This is a genomic window from Micromonospora sp. NPDC050495 (assembly GCF_040655175.1).
Classification (GTDB): Bacteria; Actinomycetota; Actinomycetes; order Mycobacteriales; family Micromonosporaceae; genus Micromonospora.
Map to the genome: position 1 here is coordinate 121,303 of NZ_JBFAJK010000015.1, position 16,871 is coordinate 138,173.

The window sequence follows — 16,871 nt, forward strand, 5'->3', positions numbered from 1 at the left end:
GCACCGTGTTCTCCAGCTGGTCAGGCAGCCGGATAAGGCTCCGCGCCATCGAGCCCGACGACGACACCTACTACCGAGACTTCGCCGACGACATCACCGGAGCTCGTGACGTCTTCATGGTCGAGCCACCGCGATCCCGGGAGCGGCTACGCAAGGACATCGAACGTACCGGCCTGTCCGAGACGAGCGACGACAGCTTCGCCCTGGCAATCGAACGCATCGACGACCCGGGAATGATCGGCGCTATCTCGACCCACCGCACGAACGCACGAACCGGCACCTTCAGCTACGGCCTCGCCGTCAGCCAAGCACACCGCAGACGCGGATACGGCATCGAGGCCGCCCGCATCGTGCTGACATACATGTTCACCGAACGCCGCTATCACAAGTGCCTCGTCGACATCCACGCCGGCAACACCGCGTCCCTGCGGCTACACCACCGGCTGGGATTCTCCGAGGAAGGACTCCTCAGAGAGCAGGAGTACCTAGCCGGCCACCATTGCGACGTCGTCCTCATGGGGCTGCTGGGCCGCGAGTTCCGGAAGGCACAGCAGGCCACCCCACAGTCCCATGAGTGAGCACCTGAACCCCATCGAGAACGACTTCTCCGGCCACAGCGGAGCAGTCGTCCAGGCCGGCCTCATCCACGGAAACGTCAACCTCCGCACCGTCACCGACGTGCCGCTACCCTCACCACGGCAACTGCCGGCCGCCACCAAAGGCTTCATCGACCGAGAGGTGCATATCCAGCAACTCGATTCGCTGCTCGACGAAGTCGAACTGGTGACCGACAAGGCAAGACTGCCGGTCGTGACCATCTCGACGATCTCAGGAAGCGCCGGAGTCGGCAAAACCGCCCTCGCCGTGCACTGGGCCCACCGCGTCCGCGAACGCTTCCCCGACGGCGACATCTACATCAACCTGCGCGGATACGACGCCGTACCGCCTCTGACGCCCTCAGAAGCCCTGGACGGGTTCCTCCGAGCCTTGGACGTGCCCGCCGAGAAGATCCCCCGAGACCTGCACGGCCGCGCCGCGCTCTACCGATCGCTGACCACCGGCCGGAAAATGCTGATCCTGCTCGACAACGCCGCCACCGCCGAGCAGGTACGTCCGCTCCTTCCCGCGTCACCCGGCTGCATGGTGATCATCACGAGCCGCAGCAGACTCTCCGGGCTGGCCGTCCGTGACGGCGCCATCCGGGCCGTCCTGGACGTGCTGTCCGACCACGACGCGACCCGACTGCTCAAGCTGACCATCGGAACCGACCGGGTACGACGCGAACCCGAAGCCGTCGCCAAACTGGTCGAACTCTGCTCCCACCTGCCACTGGCCCTACGCATCGTGGCCGACCGCGCCTGCATCGACCAGGACACGCCCCTTGCCGACCTCGCGCGAGAACTCACCGCCGAGGAAAGCAGACTCGACGCCCTGACCGTCGACGACGACGAGCTATCAGCCGTACGAACTGTCCTCTCCTGGTCGTACAGGGCGTTGAACCCCGACACCGCGAGAACCTTCCGGCTCATCGGCATCCACCCCGGAGCTGACATCCCCCTGCACGCGGCGGCCAGACTCACCGGCCTCACCGCGCCGTCCGCGCGACGCCACCTCGAATCCCTGGTCGGGCTACACATGCTCACCCGCACCGGACCACACCGATACCGTCTCCACGACCTGCTCAAGCTATACGCCGCGGAACGGGCCAACGAAGACGAGACCCCGGATGCCGTCCACCGGGCACGGGAAAGGCTCCTGCGCTGGTACCTGCAGCACACCTACGCCGCCTACCGAGCCATCCTCCCGCAGGGCCGCCCACTACCCGGCGTCGACGCCCCCGCCGAAGAAGCGCTCGACGACGCACTGCGGTGGTGCGAGCAGGAACGGCTCAACCTGCTCGACGCCATCCAAGCCGCACTCAAATGGGGCCACCACCAACTCGGATGGCAGATCGCGCTCGCCGGCATGGCCTTCTTCGAACGACGCTCCTACTGGAAAGCATGGGTCGACAGCCACCTGACAGGGCTGGAGTGCGCCCGCCACGAAGGCAACCGCCTGGCCGAAGGCTGGCTCCTGCTCAGCCTCGGCGACGCCTGGTGGGACCGCGGAGACCTCGACGAAGCCCGCCGCTGCTACGCCCACTCCCTCCAAGCGGCACAAGACGTCGGCGACGGCTGGACAACCGGCTTCGCCCTACGCGGCTGCGGCCTCGTCGACGAAGACCGAGGAAACTACTCCGAAGCCACCCGATACGCCCAGGAAGCACTCCGCACCTTCCAACACATCAGCGAGGAACGCGGCACCGGCCTTGCACTGATGAGCCTCGGCAACGCACACCGCGGCGCCGGACGCCTCACCGACGCGCTCGCCGCCTACGACGAGGCCACGAACGTGTTCAGACACCTGAACAACCGATGGAGCCAAGCCCTCGTCGAACTCCACCGAGGGCAGACACTGCTGCGCGCACACGATCACGATCAGGCGCTGCACGCGCTGGCCGCGGCCACCGACCTATTCCGCGAACTCGGCGACCGCCGGCACGTCGCACTCGCCCGCGCCCACGAAGGAGACGCCCACCTAGCCCGCCACCAGCCGCACGCGGCCCGACAAGCCCTGACCGACGCCCTCCTGACCCTGCTCGAGCTTGACGACCCGCTCGCCGCCGACGTGAAGCGACGGCTGGCAGAACTCGGCGGCGACAACACCAGACCGAACCAGGGAGAACCAGATGAATGATCCGATCCTCACCGCAATCGCAGTGGCCCTCTCTACCCGAGCCGCCGAGGGCCTCGCCGACGCAGGACGAGAAACATTCGCCGCCCTGGTGCGCCTCGTCCGCCGCAAGGCACAAGAACAACCCGACCTCCACGCCGCACTCGCCGCACAGCGCACCTCCCCGACGGCAGACGACCGAGCCATCGACCTTCGGCGCGCACTGGCCAACGCGACAGCCCAGGACCCCGACTTCGACCAGGAGCTACGCCGACGGTGGGACGTCTTCCACCAGACGACCCTGAGAACCGACGTGGTGACCAACACGGTGTCAGGTCACGTCCACGGGTCGGTGGTGCAGGCGCGCGACATCGCCGGTGGCGTGCACCTCGCTCCGCCTCCGCAACGACCCCAAACATGACTCTGCCATGCAGCGGCTGCTCGGATGAAGCTAGGCGCCTCCGCGTACCGGCCACTCGACGGCGCGCACATCCTCAAGCCGCGAGGGTAGACGTCAGCCGCCGCGGACAAGGTCCGTAGCACGAAGCGAGGATGGTCATCATTCCGGAGCCGCCGAACCCGAACGCCCACCTGGTCACGACGGATCAATGCCCCTTCGATCCTGCTCCCGCCAATGGCCGGCGGTATCGGCGCGCAGCAGGCGCTCAAGCATGCCCAGCGCCTCCGGCTCCGTGTCGAACGCACACCGCAGGACCTTGCCAGTCTCGCTGCCGCAGGCGCGGGCTCTCACCGTCCACCGTTTGCCGCGCGCTGGTGTCTCGTCACGCAGCCGTGAGCGGGTAATCCGGGTGGCGGATGTTGGAGTCGGCGGCGAGTCCGGATTTCGGTTTGACGCGCTGGTTACGCCAGCGGATGTAGTCGCCGATGGCAGCGTCCTGTTCGGCGTGGCTGCGGAGGTCCAGGATCCGGTGCCTCTTGGTCGTGAAGCCCGGGTCTGTGCTGGCGTTCCACGGCTTGCTGCCCTGCACGACACGCCTCGCTCGTGCAGGATCCGCCGGGCCGTTTCGACACTGACCGCCGCGACGTAGCCCCAGTTGATCCAGTGTCGCGCAGCTTAGCCAGGGACCAGCAGGAGACTGGCCGAGGAAACGGGGCCTCACCGGGCGATAGCGCAGATCCAGTCGCGGGTCTGTACTGGCACTGTAGGGCGGCGCTGGAGCGCGGGTTTCCCGGTGCGTCCGATGCCGACACGCGCGAGCAGGACGGCTGGCAGCGGTCTGCCAGCCGGGCTGGTGCCGCGATCTCGAGGCCAGTATTCGCAGACACCTTGCACCCTCTTCACACAGGCGACCTTCGATGGACATGATCGGGGGAGACGGTCGCTGTCCAGCTCCGTCGTCGAGGAGGCCTTCATGCGAGTCACCCGACTGTTCACCCGATCCCCACTCTGGCGCCGCGGTCTTGCCGCTGCGGTCGCTGCCGCGCTGACCGGTGCCTGCCTGTTGGCCGTCGACGCGCAATCGGCCCTGGCTACACCTCCGGGAATCCCGTCCAAGTCGGCCGCTCAGTCGCAGCTCAACGCCTTGACGGTGAAGGCGCAGGGTTCGACGAGTGGGTACTCCCGTGACCTGTTCCCGCACTGGATCACCATCAGCGGCACCTGCAACACCCGTGAGACGGTCCTCAAGCGGGACGGCACGTCCGTGGTCACCGACAGCAGCTGCGCCGCGGTGTCGGGACGCTGGTACAGCCCGTACGACGGCGCAACCTGGTCGGCTGCCTCCGACGTCGACATCGATCACGTCGTGCCCCTGGCTGAGGCGTGGCGGTCGGGTGCCAGCGGTTGGACCACCAGCCGGCGGCAGAGCTTCGCCAACGACCTCACCCGCCCGCAGTTGATCGCCGTGACCGACAACGTCAACCAGGCCAAGGGTGACCAGGACCCGTCGACCTGGCAGCCGCCGTTGTCGTCGTACCGGTGCACCTACAGCAAGATGTGGATCACCGTGAAGTACAGCTGGGGTCTGAGCCTGCAGTCGGCGGAAAAGTCTGCCCTGCAGAGCATGTTGAACACCTGCACCTCCTGACGCGTCTACCGGGCTGATCAGACAGCCGCTCTCGATGCGGTGAAGGGCAGCCACGGCCGGCGGGAAGGCCGGGCTGCCCTTCACCGCTGGCGCCACCGGGTAGCAGCCGTTGCGGCCTTGGTCGCCACACGCCTGCCGCCGCTGTGTCGGCTGGTTACGGCGGCGGGAGCAGCGTGCCGTTGCGCGCCCACATCCGGCTGCCGTCGGGCCAGACAACCGCCGGCTCGTCCTCGGCGTGGAGGCGGCCGTGTGCGTCGATCCGGAGAACGGTGGGCCGCTCGGTCAGGACGGCGACGCCGGTGAGCGGCCACCAGGGCCCGGCTGCCAGAGCCACGTCCCTGCATCCTTCCCACGCGGCATCCGGCGCGCTGCCGAAAACCTTCTGGTAGGTGTCGATCGTGGCGAGCACGAGCCAGTCCGGGTAGTAGGTCCAGGCTGCTTCGAAGAACCAGTCGTGGGGGTCGAGGCAGTAGCGGACGACGGCGTGTCCCTCGTCGTCCTGGTCGACGATGCTGCGCTCGGCGTCCCAGAACCAGGCGGACCGCATGATGTAGCCGGCGGTGAGGCTCCGGTCGATCGTCGACCAGATCGGCGCATGGACGAGGTCATACACGCGCCGCACCGTGTCCAGCACCGGTTCAAGGACGGTGCGCTCCGCCTCGGTGACGGGGTTGCACCGGTACGGGTGCTCCATGAGGTCGTAGCGGGCTTCGACGCCGTCGTAGCGCTGCTCACCGTAGTAGCCGGTCCACTCCATGAACTGGTGGAAGTCACCGAAGGCGGTGACCTGATCGCGCTCGCTGGTGTGCTCCCAGATCGGTGCCCGCGCCGCGGTCAGGGACCGGTTGAGGTTGCCGCGTCGCACCGAACCGACCAGCGGCCGGTGGCCGTCATCGAGGAGGCGTTGCAGGTGTTCGATTGCGGCCGGGGGAGAGGGGCACCAGAGGAAGCGCGCTGGCTCGGCTTCGCCTGCCGCCTGGTAGGCGAGACGCGCGCCGGCCTCGGCGCGCGCATGGTTGGCGGGCTTGCAGGACAGCGCCGCCCGCGTCCATCGGTCCGTTACGGCGTGGGCCGGCGCTGTCATCGGGTAGATGGCTGACGTCATGGTCTCCTCCAATACCGGCGGCCAGGTGCGGTGGCTTTCGACGGTGCGGTGGTGGGTCAAGTCGTGGCCGGGCGTGCCGGGCCTAGGAGTTCGCCGGGTCAGCGAACGGAGTCGTTGCGGCTGGCCACAGCGAGACTTGCGTACCCCGGCTCGTGGCGGTGAGTAATTCACGGATGACGTGAACATGATCCTCATGTTTGACTGAGATCTATGCGAGCGGGGCAGGCGCGGCTAGCGATCGACTGCGGAAGCGCCAGCACCAGCGCCGTTGTGGCGTGGCCGGACGGCACCTGGACGCCACTGCTGTTCGACGGAGAACCAGAGATGCCCAGCGCTGTCCTGCTCTCCCCGGGCGGGGAGACGGTGACGGGCCACCAGGCGTGGCAGGCCGCCGCCACCGCTCCCGACCGGTTCATCCCGGCCCCGCGGCAGCCTCCCGACCAGCGGCTGCGCGTCGCCGGCCAGGACGTCGACCCCCTCGACCTGACAGCGGCAACCCTGCGCCGGGTCAACCACGAGGCGCAGCAGGTCGCTGGTCACGAGATCGAGGATGTGCGGCTGGTCGTGCCCGCCGGGTGGGGCCCCAGACGCCGCACCTGGATGCGGCACGCCGCGCATCGGGCAGGACTGCCCCAACCCACGCTGATCGAAGCGCCGATAGCGGTCGCCGGACACCTCCTCGCCACGGGGGTGCAACTGCCGGTCGGAGCGTTCATCGCCGTCTGCGACGTCGGTGCCGGAGCGGAAGTCAGCGTCCTGCGACGCGGCCCGGCCGGCTTCGAGGTCCTCGCCACCCTGGCCGACCCGGCCGCTGGCGGCACGGCCATCGACGACGCCCTCGCCGGGCTGCTCGCCGGCACCAGCCCCGACCAAGGCGACGGCGAACGGTGGGCACTGATCGCCAGCGTCCGTACCGGCAAGCACGCCCTGGCCGAGCACGTCGCCGTCACGATCCCACAGCCGCAAGGACCAGCCGTTGTGCTGCACACGGGCCTGCTCGAACAGGCCGCCCACCCGATTCTGCACCGGGCCGCCCACCTGACGACCGAGACGATCGCAGCCGCGGAGATCAAGCCCGAAGACCTCGCAGGCCTGTACTGCGTCGGCGGTGTCGCCCGCATGCCGCTGCTGCAAAAGACGCTCACCGAAACCACCGGGATAACCCCCGTCGTCCTCACCGACCCTGCGCTGGCGGCGGCGCGCGGGGCCGCGGACACCGGCGCAACCGACGCCACGGCCGGGCAGTCGCCGGGGGAGGAGCCGGTACCGCCGGTACGGCGGGCGATCGCCATCGCCGTGCCCGGCTTCGCCTCCCTCGGGCTGATCTCCCAGTTCCTGCTCACCCCCGAGTGGAACGGCAGCCTCTGGTACAAGTGGGCGCTGCTCAACTGGGGTGAGCTCGCGATGGCCGCCGTCTTCGCCGTCATCGCCAGCCTCGGCGCCGGCACAGTCCTCGCCTCCACCATCGCCGCCCACACCAGCCTCACGCCCGGCAAACCCGCGCACCCTGGCCCGCAGACCGGCACCGGAATCCTCGCGTCGGCATCCCTCGGCGTCGCCGTCACCGGCATGTACGCCGTCCTCGCAAGCCTCTACATCGGCGACCCCGTCGGCGGGTTCCTCCGCTGGACACTGCTGCCGATCGCCCCGATCATCGCCGCGGCCGCGGTGATGGCCCTCATCGCCGCCCGCCAATGGCGCACCCCACCCGGCGGCTGGTCGAAACTACTCGCGTTCCCCACCGGATCGGTGATCACCGCCGGGCTCGGCATGGCGCTGATCCAGTACTCGCTGACCGCCGACCGCTGGCCGACCATGGTCCTGTGGATCGACCTCGCCGGACGCGTCGGCGGCCTGCTCCTCGGCATCGGCGCCGTCATGGCGGTCGTGTCCCAGCCAATTCTGCGGCTGATCCTGGGCGCGCCCCTCGCGGTCATCACCGCCGCGCTGGTCAGCTGGCCCGCCTCCGGAATCCTCGGCGTGACCTACGCGATCGCCGTGGCCGGGTGGTGGCTGCGCCAGCTGTGGGCCCGCCTCCTGCGCCCCCAATCCCCACCACTGCGCCGGCAGGCCGGATGAGCCGACGCGCCGTGGCCGGCGACCAGGTCACCGGGTGGGAGCGCGGCAGATGAGATGGCCCCGACGCGTGGTGTCGGCCGCGTTCGTCATGACGCTGCTGGTCGCGCCGCCGTGGCTGTTGACCACCCTCGCCGGGCCGCCGCTGCCCGGCTGGCCCACCGAGGCGCAGCTACGCGGCTGGATCGCCGACCCGCTGAACCAGCGAACCCTCACCGCCGGGCTCACCTGTCTGGCCTGGCTCGTGTGGCTGGGCCTAGCCTGCACCGTCGCGGTGACCGCCGCCCGCCGGGCACGCGCCCGCGCCCGCTGGCTGCGCCGCCTACCGCTGCCGACACCGTGGCAAGCCACGGCCACCAGCATGGCCGGCGCCGCCGCCCTCCACACCGCCCACACCCCCGCCGCGGGTCCACCGGCCCCGCCGGTCCCGGCCTCCACCGGCACCCTCGGCCCGCAATCCGACGGCGTCGAGCCCCAGAGCAGCGGCGGCTTGACCGTGCCCGGCGGCTGGCTACCCGACGCCGTCGCCCAGCAGGTCGCCGCCGGGGCCGCGCTGGTGTGGCTGCGCCGCCGCCGCGCCTACCACCCGGGGCAACCCCCCACCGAGCCCGCAGAGTTGGCACCGCTGCCGGACACCGTCACCACGATCCGCGCAGCCCTCACCGACGCAGACACCCCGCAGCCACCACCGGCATCCGCCGCCCTCGGGCTGCCCGTCCTGCCCACACCCTGTGTCGCCTTCACCGGAGACGGCGCCGAGGACGCCGCCCGCGGCATCCTGCTCACCCGACTCCTCACCGCCCTGCGAGACCCACACGACACGGTGCGGCTGCTCATCACCCACACCGCCCTCGCCACCCTCCTGCCCGACAACGCCATGTACGCCGCGATCCCCGGCCTGCGCGTCGTCGACACCGTCGACCAAGCCGCCGCGCTGCTCGCCTCCCTCAGCACCGCACCACCCGCCCTCAGCGGGGAACCCGGCCACCCGAAGCTGATGCTGCTCACCGACGCGCCGAACGCTCCGACGGTCGCCCAACTCGCGACCTTGCCACACGCGGAGGCGAGCGTCGTGATGCTCGGCGCCGGACCGGCCGAGACCACCTGGAGCATCGACCGCCACGGCCACACCCGCGACGAGCACACCGGACGGGCGGGACCGCGGCTCTGCGTGCTCAACCGCACCGCCGCGACCGAACTGCTCGCCGTCATCGCCCAGCCCGCCCGCCAACGGCAGCACCCCGTAACGGAACCGGATCCGCCCCCGCGGCAGCCGGCGGACAACGGCCACGCCCGGATTCCCCGCCAAGCCGGCAGCGACCGTCGGGCGGCGCCCGACATTCCGGCGACCACGAGCGCCCATGTCCAGGTGCGGGTCCTCGGCCGGCCCGCTGTCCTCGCCGGCGGCGAGCCCGTCACGATCCGCCGCAGCGCCGCCCTGCAAGCGCTCGTTTTCCTCGCCGTGCACCCCGCGGGCGCCACCACCACAGACCTGGTCCAAGCCATCTGGCCCGGGTTGCCCGCCCACACCGTCACCGGCCGCCTCTACACCACCCTCAGCGACCTACGCGCCGCCATCCGCACCGCCACCAACATCACCGTCGTCGCGCACACCGACGACCGCTACCACCTGGACCCCGACCGGGTCGACGTCGACCTGTGGCGGCTGCACGCCGCCGCCCACCACGCCGCGACCGCCCTCGCCGACCCCGCACCCGCCTGGCAAACCGTGATCGACACCTACAGCGGTGACCTCGCCGCCGGCCACACCTGGGCCTGGATCGACCCGCCGCGCGAGTCCACCCGCCGGCTCGTCCTCGACGCCTACGCCAGCGCCGCGGCGGCACAAACCGAACCCCACCACCGGCTGCGGCTGCTGCAGGACGCCATCCGCGTCGACCCCTACAACCACCGGCTGCACCAGCTCGCCGCCGACCAACTCGAGGCACTGGGCGACGCCGACGCCGCTGCCCGACTCCTGCACGCCTACCAGACGCGGCTGCAGCTCGCCGGTATCCGTGCCAGCGACCAACCGGCGCCCACCACGGCGCTGACCCAGCCGCTCATCACCTCACCAACAGCAGCTCCGCCCGCGTAGCCGCACCTGTCAGGAGCTGACCCGGGCGGCGCTGACCTGCGGGTGTGAGGTCGTGTGAGGCCGTGTCAGGTCCTGTCAGCCGCCGCAACAGCCCACCACCCCGATGGCGGCCATAGCGTCGACGGCACCATCCAACGCCGCGCACCGGCAGCACCCTCGCCTGCCACGCGGGCCACGAGGGGAGGCCAAGGTGACGCTTCGAACAGCCCGCGCAGCAGCAACCACCACCGTCGTCCTGTCCACGACCGCCGTGCCGGCCGTCCTCGCCGCCACCGGCACATGGACCCCGCAGCTGCCCTCACCAGCCGCCGCCCGGCAATGGATCGCCCAACCGATGAGCACCGGCTTCGTCATCGTCCTCGCCGAGGCCGCAGCAGCGGCGCTGTGGCTGCTCCTGGCCACCGCCATCCTCACCCACGCCTACGCCGCGCTGGCACGCCGGCTGCGCTGGACGACCAGCCTCCGCCTCCCCGGCCCCGCCCAGGGCCTCACCGCCGCGCTACTTGGCGCCACCGCCGTCACCACCGCCACAGGCGGCACCGCACACGCCAACCCGGCAGTCAACACGACCAACAGCGGACCGGCCTCTATCGAACCGAGCACCACTACGTCCACCGCCCACCACGCCAACCCGACTCCAGCCACCCAGCCATCCACCTACGTCGTGCGGCGCGGGGACAGCCTCTGCCGCATCGCCGCACGCACCCTCGGCGACCCGGACCGCTGGCCCGAAATCTTCACCCTCAACCGCGGCACCCACTTCCCCCACGCCGGCGGCACCCTGCGCAACCCGAACGTCATCTACCCCGGCTGGACCCTCAAGCTGCCCGCCGACGCCACCCCACCTCCCACAGCGCGACCACCCGCCGACGCCGCACCACCCAACGGCGGCACCCCCGGCAGACATCCGACGCCGGACTCCGATCCGACACCGTCCCGTCCGGCACCCACGAGCACCGACCGCCCGGCCGCCCCACAACGCGCCACCACCACAAAGCCCCACCGCAACGCCAGCGCACCCAGCACCGCAGCAGGTAACGCGGTCAGCCCCAGCGCAGCGGACACCAGCCGCCCGGCAGAACGGGACTGCCCAGGTGTGCCGCTTCCCACCGGAAGCTGGATCGACCTCGCCCTGGCCGGCGCCATCAGCGCCGCCGCCGCACTGGTCTGGGCCCACCGCCGGCGCCGCTATGTCCCCCGCACACCCATGACCCGGCCGCGCTCCGACGACCCAACCCTGACCCCGCTGCCGCCCCTGGTCGCGCAGATCCGCCGCGGCCTGCGTCGCGCCACCGCCCGCTACGCACACCTCAGCGCCCCGGCACACGCGCACCCCGGCAACCCCGACCCGGACCAGGCCATCCCAGGCGGCGCACGGCACAACCGGACATCGGGTCGCGACGACGCGGATGCCACCGCTGACCGGCCGGAAGACGAGAGCCGCACGTCTCTCGTGCCGACACCGCGCAGCTCGCTGTCACCCGCCTGGCGCTCGCCAGGGCTGGGCCTCACCGGGCCCGGCGCGCACGCCGCCGCCCGCGGACTCCTCACCGCCGCCCTCGCCGCCGACGCCGGCGACCATCCTGACGCGCGTACGGAAGTGGTCATGCCATCGGCGACCGCGGCGACCCTGCTCGGCACCACCACAGCCAACCTGCCCCGGACAGCCCGGCTGACCGTCACCGCCGACCTGGACGAGGCCCTGCGGATCCTCGAAACGCAGGCGATGCGTCGCACCCGGCTGCTCCAGCAGCACGACGTCGGCACCATCGGCGAGCTGCGCGCTACCAGCCGCCACGACGAACCCATCCCACCAGTCATGCTGTTGGCCGACCCCACGGGGGAGCAGGGGCGCATCGCCGCCCTGCTCACCCAAGGCCAACCGCTGGACATCCACGGTGCACTCCTCGGCCACTGGCCCCCGGGCGACACCGCCGCCGTCGACACCGACGGCACCACCTCCGCCGCCCGCGACGCGCGGCACACCAACCACCCCGCCGAGATCGGCCGTCTCACCGTTCTCAACCCCGCCGAAACCCTTGACCTGCTCGCCACCCTCACCGAATCACACACCGGGCTGCCACAGGTCCCCGCACCCGCCGAGCGATCTTCCGCTGCACCCGTCGACACCCACCCGCCCACGACCGACACTCCTCGCCCTTGCGCCACCCACACCGACAGGACCAGCAACCACCCGACCCCTGAGGACGCACCCGGAGTCGAAAACCCCTGCACCATGACTGCCTCGCCAGCAGACGCGCGCCAGGACATCCCGACGGCGCCGGCATCGCACCCTGAACATCCCCAAGCGCCAGACGACGCGGCCAACGTGAGAGGCAACGACCCTGAGGGCGGCAAACGAGTGGTACGGGTCCAGGTGCTCGGCACACCCGCCGTCGTCGGCGCAGACCCGCACCGCACACCACGCGCCAAATCAGTCGAGCTGCTCGTCTACCTGGCCGTGCACGACGGCGCCGCCTCCACCGACGCGATCCTCGACGACCTGCTGCCCGATGCCCCAACCAGCAAAGCCGCCGGACGGCTCTACACCTACGTCTCCGGGCTACGCGCCGTCCTCCGCCACGCCGGCGGACCCGCAGGACACGTCACCCACCCCGACCACCGCTACCTACTCAACCGAGACCTGCTCGACATCGACCTGTGGCGCATGCGCACCGCGATCCGCGACGCCGCGCATACCACCAACCCGCAGACCCGCGCCGCCGCGCTACGCCACGCGGTCGACGCCTACACCGGAACCCTCGCCGACGGTTGCGACTACGAATGGATAGAGCCCTACCGCGAGGCGATACGCCAAGAAGCCCTCGACGCACACCTCGCCCTCGCCGACACCCTCAGCAGCCAGCCCGCGCAACAACTGACCGTTCTCGACGCCGCCATCACCCACAACCCGTACAACGAAGCCCTCTACCAGGCCGCGATGCGGGCCCGCGCTGACCTCGGGGACGCCGACGGTATCCGGGCGCTGCGCCGAACCTTGACACGTCGGCTCAGCGAAATCGACGCCGAGCCCAGCGACGACACCCTCGCCCTCGCCGACCGGCTCATCGCCGCCGCGGCCCGCAGCGGCCACACCGCCAACAGCCGCCGTCCCCTCGAGCCGCAGCGAGGCAGGAAATGACTGCCACCGTTAGCATCATCGCCAGGGATGACGCACCAGACGCCCCTACTCGTGACTCCGCCGCACAATTGCAGCGACTGCGGTGGGCGGTGCGGGCAAGCCTCGCCCTCGGCGTCATCGCGTCGGTGGCCGCGAACGTGCTACACGCCCGACCCAACCCGATCAGCCAAATCATCGCCGCCTGGCCGCCGCTGGCGCTGCTGCTCACCGTCGAACTGATCTCCCGCGCCCCGCACCACCGCCGGCTGCTGCGCGCCATCCGGCTCATCGCGACCGCCGTCATCGCCGCCATCGCCACCTGGGTGAGCTACTGGCACCTCGTCGGCGTCGCCGCCCGCTACGGCGAAACCGAACACGGCGCCGCCTACCTGCTGCCCATCTCCGTCGACGGGCTCGTCATCGTCGCCAGCGTCAGCCTCGTCGAGATCACCGGCAGGATCCATGCAGCGGCGCTGCAGGCAGCGCCGGTCATGCCGCCGACGGCGCCACCGCACGCCGAAAGACCACCAGCCACGACTGTCATCCCCGCAGCCGATGGTCAGGCAAGGCAAGGCGACAGGAACCAGCGCCGGGCTCAAGACACGCCGCCGCGACCAACCGACACCCCCCAGCGACCACGAACAGTGGACAAGGACGGCGCGCGCAGGCCGGAGTCGGCGAACGCGGGGCGGGACACAGACCCACACGACGTCCCAAGCGGCACCGCCCCGGCAGTCGCCTACTGGCGGCGACGCGACCCCACCCTGCACCCCGCCGAAATCGCTGCCCGAATCGGAAAATCCGAACGCACCGTTCGCCGCTACTGGCCACCATCGGCAGGTGACGGTGCGGGCACAGAGCGACGGGTACCGCGGTGAAACCTGCCCATGCAAGGCTCGCCGGACATTCCGCCCAGAACTTAGTGGGCAGAGCCTTTCGCCTGCCGACCCACGACGGAGGAAAAATAGCAGTTCGGCTTCATGCTTCTGGTTGAAGCAGACCGGAGGAGCGGTTCATCTCCTACCCGCGCGGGGCGGGGCGACGACGCAGCGAGCTACTTGACTGGGCCGGGCGGGACCACCTGGGCCAGGCACAGACGCTCGCCACCGTCTACCTTGATCGAAAGACGCAGGAGGCGTGGCCGCGGCGCCGGCTGCTGCCGCTGCTCGCCGGCTTGGCGGAGATCGAGCCGTGGCTGCACCACTGGCGCTCGGGCGAGCAGCCCGTTTCCCCGGGTCGTCCGCCGCGTTCTTCACCGACTCCACCAACGCCCGAACTGTCCCAGCTCAGCCCTGGCCGCTCGGCACTGACCCTCCTTCGCGGCGTACCGGAACCGCCGTAGGCCTCATTGAACCTCTGCTGTTGCTGCGAGGCGTTCGGCTGCTCGCGGCGCTCGGAGGAGGCAGACTGCTCCAGGGCCGCTGACCACTCGACGTAGGTAGTTTGCGAGCGTGTTGCGGAACGCGATGCTGAGCCACGCCACAGGCCGACGGTTACGCAGTCGTGGGTCAGGTGCATCGCCGTTGTATCCGCAGTCGGCCACAACGCCGCTCATCGCGGCAGTCCTCGATCCGGGGATGGTCGCAGCACAACGGGGGTGTTGGATATACGGTTCACGGCCCGGCAGACGTGAGCATGCGTAACAGTTTGGCGCTGTCGTCGTCGGCGGGGAAGAACGCCTCGATCGCGATTTCATCGAGCGTCACGTCCCGCGGAGCACCGAACACGGTGAGGGCGTGGTGCAGTGAAAGATCGCCGTGGTCGGTCATGAGCACGACGGGCATGACGAGATCGTTGACAGGCGCCGAACCGTCGTCGTCCTGGTTCGACGGGGCAGGATAGGACTCGAGTTCTTCCAAAAGCTCATCCAGGCCGGCGGCGGCGGTGCGGTCGAGCTGACGACGTACCCTTCGCAACGTCGCCGTCCGCCACTGCGCGTAGTTCCGGACCCTCCGCGCCATCCCGTTCGGATGCAGCATCGCGCGGAGCACATTCACCGGTGGCTGAAGGAGCCCGGGGTCCAACCCGCCGAGAATGGCCTGCATCGCCTGGTTGGCGGTGAGCAGGTCCCAACGCACGTTGATGGCCATCGCCGGATGCGGTTCATGTCCGCGTAGCACGGCCTCGACGGCCTCGCGCGCGACGCCCAGCTCGGCGAGGGGCCTTTCCGCGTACACCGGCGCGAAGCCGGCGCTCAGGTGGAGTCTGTTCCGGTCACGCAGCGGGACGTCGAGTTCGTCGCACAGTCTCTCGATCATGTCAGGGCTCGGATTGGCCCGACCCGTCTCGATGAAGCTCACATGCCGTGCGGACACACCTGCTGCCAGCGCTACGTCGAGCTGCGAGCGGCGCCGGCGTTCCCGCCATCTGCGAACCAGCTCTCCTACCGGCTCTTGGGGGAGAGTCACCAGGTCAGGTTGCACCTGTAGGCCGCCTGGCACAACTACCTCTGAGGTAATCGACGTGCCGCAGCGCTGAAGCCAGGCTGGTTGAGGTAGGACCCAGCTCCACGAACCGAGGAGGACAAGGTGACTGAGACCGGTGTACCGCGCGTCGCCGATGCCGTTGCGCGCTACGTGCGTTTCTGGAACACCGCACCCGCCGAGCAGCGCCGAAGCGGAAGCGAGACCTTCGTCGGCGACGTTACCTACGTCGCTCCAGCCGGGGTGTTGACGGGCGTCGACGCGCTGGCCGACTTCACCGAGCAGTTCGCCGGCCACGTCGGCGCGTACCGGTTTCGCGCTCGAACCGAGCCCGACATGCACCATGACCACGCCCGTGTGCAGTGGGAGATTCGAGTCGGCGACACGTCGTTCGCCGAAGGCACGGACGTGCTCACCGTGGACAACGACGGACGGATCGCATCAGTCGCCACGTTCCTCGACCGTGCCCCGCGCACGCGGCCGCATCACGAAGGACAACAGGATCAGTGACCTACGCTTTTGAGGCCGAGCGCCTGGTCAAGCGTTTCGGCAGGACCACTGCACTCAACGGAGTCGACTTCGCCGCGCGCCCGGGCACCGTGCTGGGTCTGCTCGGGCCGAATGGCGCCGGCAAGACGACGGCCGTCCGCATCCTCGCTACGCTTGAACGCCCCGATTCGGGGCGGGCGAGGGTGTACGGGCACGACGTTGTCCGTGACGCGCGGCGGGTACGGGAGCTGATTGGGCTGACCGGCCAGTACGCATCCGTCGACGAGGACCTGACCGCACGAGAGAATCTGGTGCTGATCGGTCAGCTGCTCAATCTGCGCCGTCGGGACGCTGACAGACGCGCGAGCGAGATGCTTAAACGGTTCGATCTGAGCGAGGCAGGCGGCAGGAAAGCCTCGACCTACTCGGGAGGAATGCGACGTCGCCTTGATCTCGCCGCAAGCGTCATGGGCGACCCGGGGATCATCTATCTGGACGAGCCGACGACCGGCTTGGACCCGGGCAAGCGCGATGACGTCTGGCGCATGATCCGATCCATGACCGAGGTCGGCGGCGCCGTTCTGCTCACCACGCAATATCTGGAGGAAGCCGATGCGCTGGCCGACGACATCGTGGTGATCGATCAGGGGGCCGTCATCGCGGCTGTTCAAAGTTAGGCGGGGTTGAGGTGTCCGCGGTGGCGTCGGGTGGTTGCGGTGCGGGTGCGTAATCGCTGGTTTTCGGGGTTGCGGAAGCCGTAGGCGTCGCGGGCGACGGTCTTGATGACCCGGTTTGTTCC

The 16,871-nt window shown here is 70.0% G+C and carries 12 protein-coding genes and 1 pseudogene; 10 read left to right on the forward strand and 3 right to left on the reverse strand.

Annotated elements, in window-relative coordinates:
- Positions 1–5 precede the first annotated feature (5 nt).
- The 3 genes from AB0I11_RS17550 to AB0I11_RS17560 are packed head-to-tail and all read left to right on the forward strand — an operon-like array spanning position 6 to position 3,133.
- Positions 6–578: a GNAT family protein gene (locus tag AB0I11_RS17550; RefSeq protein WP_357320812.1), complete on the forward strand. Its 573-nt coding sequence runs from the start codon at positions 6–8 to the stop codon at positions 576–578.
- Positions 571–2,736 (forward strand): tetratricopeptide repeat protein, encoded by a 2,166-nt coding sequence (locus tag AB0I11_RS17555; protein ID WP_357320815.1) that lies wholly within the window; start codon positions 571–573, stop codon positions 2,734–2,736. Before AB0I11_RS17550 ends, AB0I11_RS17555 begins: the two co-directional genes overlap by 8 nt.
- Complete coding sequence (locus tag AB0I11_RS17560; protein ID WP_357320818.1) at positions 2,729–3,133, forward strand: hypothetical protein; 405 nt, start codon at positions 2,729–2,731, stop codon at positions 3,131–3,133. The genes AB0I11_RS17555 and AB0I11_RS17560 overlap by 8 nt, the downstream gene beginning before the upstream one ends.
- Positions 3,134–3,494: 361 nt before the next feature.
- Here the strand turns inward: AB0I11_RS17560 and AB0I11_RS17565 are convergent, their stop codons facing one another.
- Positions 3,495–3,701, reverse strand: coding sequence for a transposase (locus AB0I11_RS17565; RefSeq protein WP_357320821.1), 207 nt, complete (start codon positions 3,699–3,701; stop codon positions 3,495–3,497).
- 384 nt (positions 3,702–4,085) lie between these two features.
- Between AB0I11_RS17565 and AB0I11_RS17570 the strand changes: the two genes are divergently transcribed.
- Positions 4,086–4,760: an HNH endonuclease family protein gene (locus tag AB0I11_RS17570; RefSeq protein WP_357320824.1), complete on the forward strand. Its 675-nt coding sequence runs from the start codon at positions 4,086–4,088 to the stop codon at positions 4,758–4,760.
- 154 nt (positions 4,761–4,914) lie between these two features.
- On the opposite strand, the gene AB0I11_RS17575 is transcribed toward AB0I11_RS17570, so the two are convergent.
- A complete protein-coding gene (locus AB0I11_RS17575; protein ID WP_357320827.1) occupies positions 4,915–5,865 on the reverse strand; it encodes a DUF6745 domain-containing protein in 951 nt (316 codons plus the stop codon).
- 324 nt (positions 5,866–6,189) lie between these two features.
- On the opposite strand from AB0I11_RS17575, the gene AB0I11_RS17580 reads away from it, so the two are divergent.
- The 4 genes from AB0I11_RS17580 (at position 6,190) to AB0I11_RS17595 (ending at position 14,038) form a co-directional block, all read left to right on the forward strand.
- Entirely contained in the window at positions 6,190–7,944 is a 1,755-nt protein-coding gene (locus AB0I11_RS17580) for an Hsp70 family protein (RefSeq protein ID WP_357320830.1), read from the forward strand.
- 49 nt (positions 7,945–7,993) lie between these two features.
- Positions 7,994–10,039, forward strand: coding sequence for a hypothetical protein (locus AB0I11_RS17585; protein WP_357320833.1), 2,046 nt, complete (start codon positions 7,994–7,996; stop codon positions 10,037–10,039).
- Between the two features lie 190 nt (positions 10,040–10,229).
- Positions 10,230–13,181 (forward strand): BTAD domain-containing putative transcriptional regulator, encoded by a 2,952-nt coding sequence (locus tag AB0I11_RS17590; RefSeq protein WP_357320836.1) that lies wholly within the window; start codon positions 10,230–10,232, stop codon positions 13,179–13,181.
- Complete coding sequence (locus AB0I11_RS17595; RefSeq protein ID WP_357320840.1) at positions 13,178–14,038, forward strand: DUF2637 domain-containing protein; 861 nt, start codon at positions 13,178–13,180, stop codon at positions 14,036–14,038. The genes AB0I11_RS17590 and AB0I11_RS17595 overlap by 4 nt, the downstream gene beginning before the upstream one ends.
- Before the next feature lie 735 nt (positions 14,039–14,773).
- Here the strand turns inward: AB0I11_RS17595 and AB0I11_RS17600 are convergent.
- Positions 14,774–15,601 (reverse strand): helix-turn-helix transcriptional regulator, encoded by an 828-nt coding sequence (locus AB0I11_RS17600; RefSeq protein ID WP_357320843.1) that lies wholly within the window; start codon positions 15,599–15,601, stop codon positions 14,774–14,776.
- 87 nt (positions 15,602–15,688) lie between these two features.
- Between AB0I11_RS17600 and AB0I11_RS17605 the strand changes: the two genes are divergently transcribed.
- Both AB0I11_RS17605 and AB0I11_RS17610 read left to right on the forward strand, forming a co-directional pair.
- Positions 15,689–16,093 (forward strand): nuclear transport factor 2 family protein, encoded by a 405-nt coding sequence (locus AB0I11_RS17605; protein ID WP_357320846.1) that lies wholly within the window; start codon positions 15,689–15,691, stop codon positions 16,091–16,093.
- Positions 16,090–16,734, forward strand: a pseudogene (locus AB0I11_RS17610) (ATP-binding cassette domain-containing protein); the annotation flags it as partial. The gene AB0I11_RS17605 and the pseudogene AB0I11_RS17610, both read left to right, overlap by 4 nt.
- Positions 16,735–16,871 lie beyond the last annotated feature (137 nt).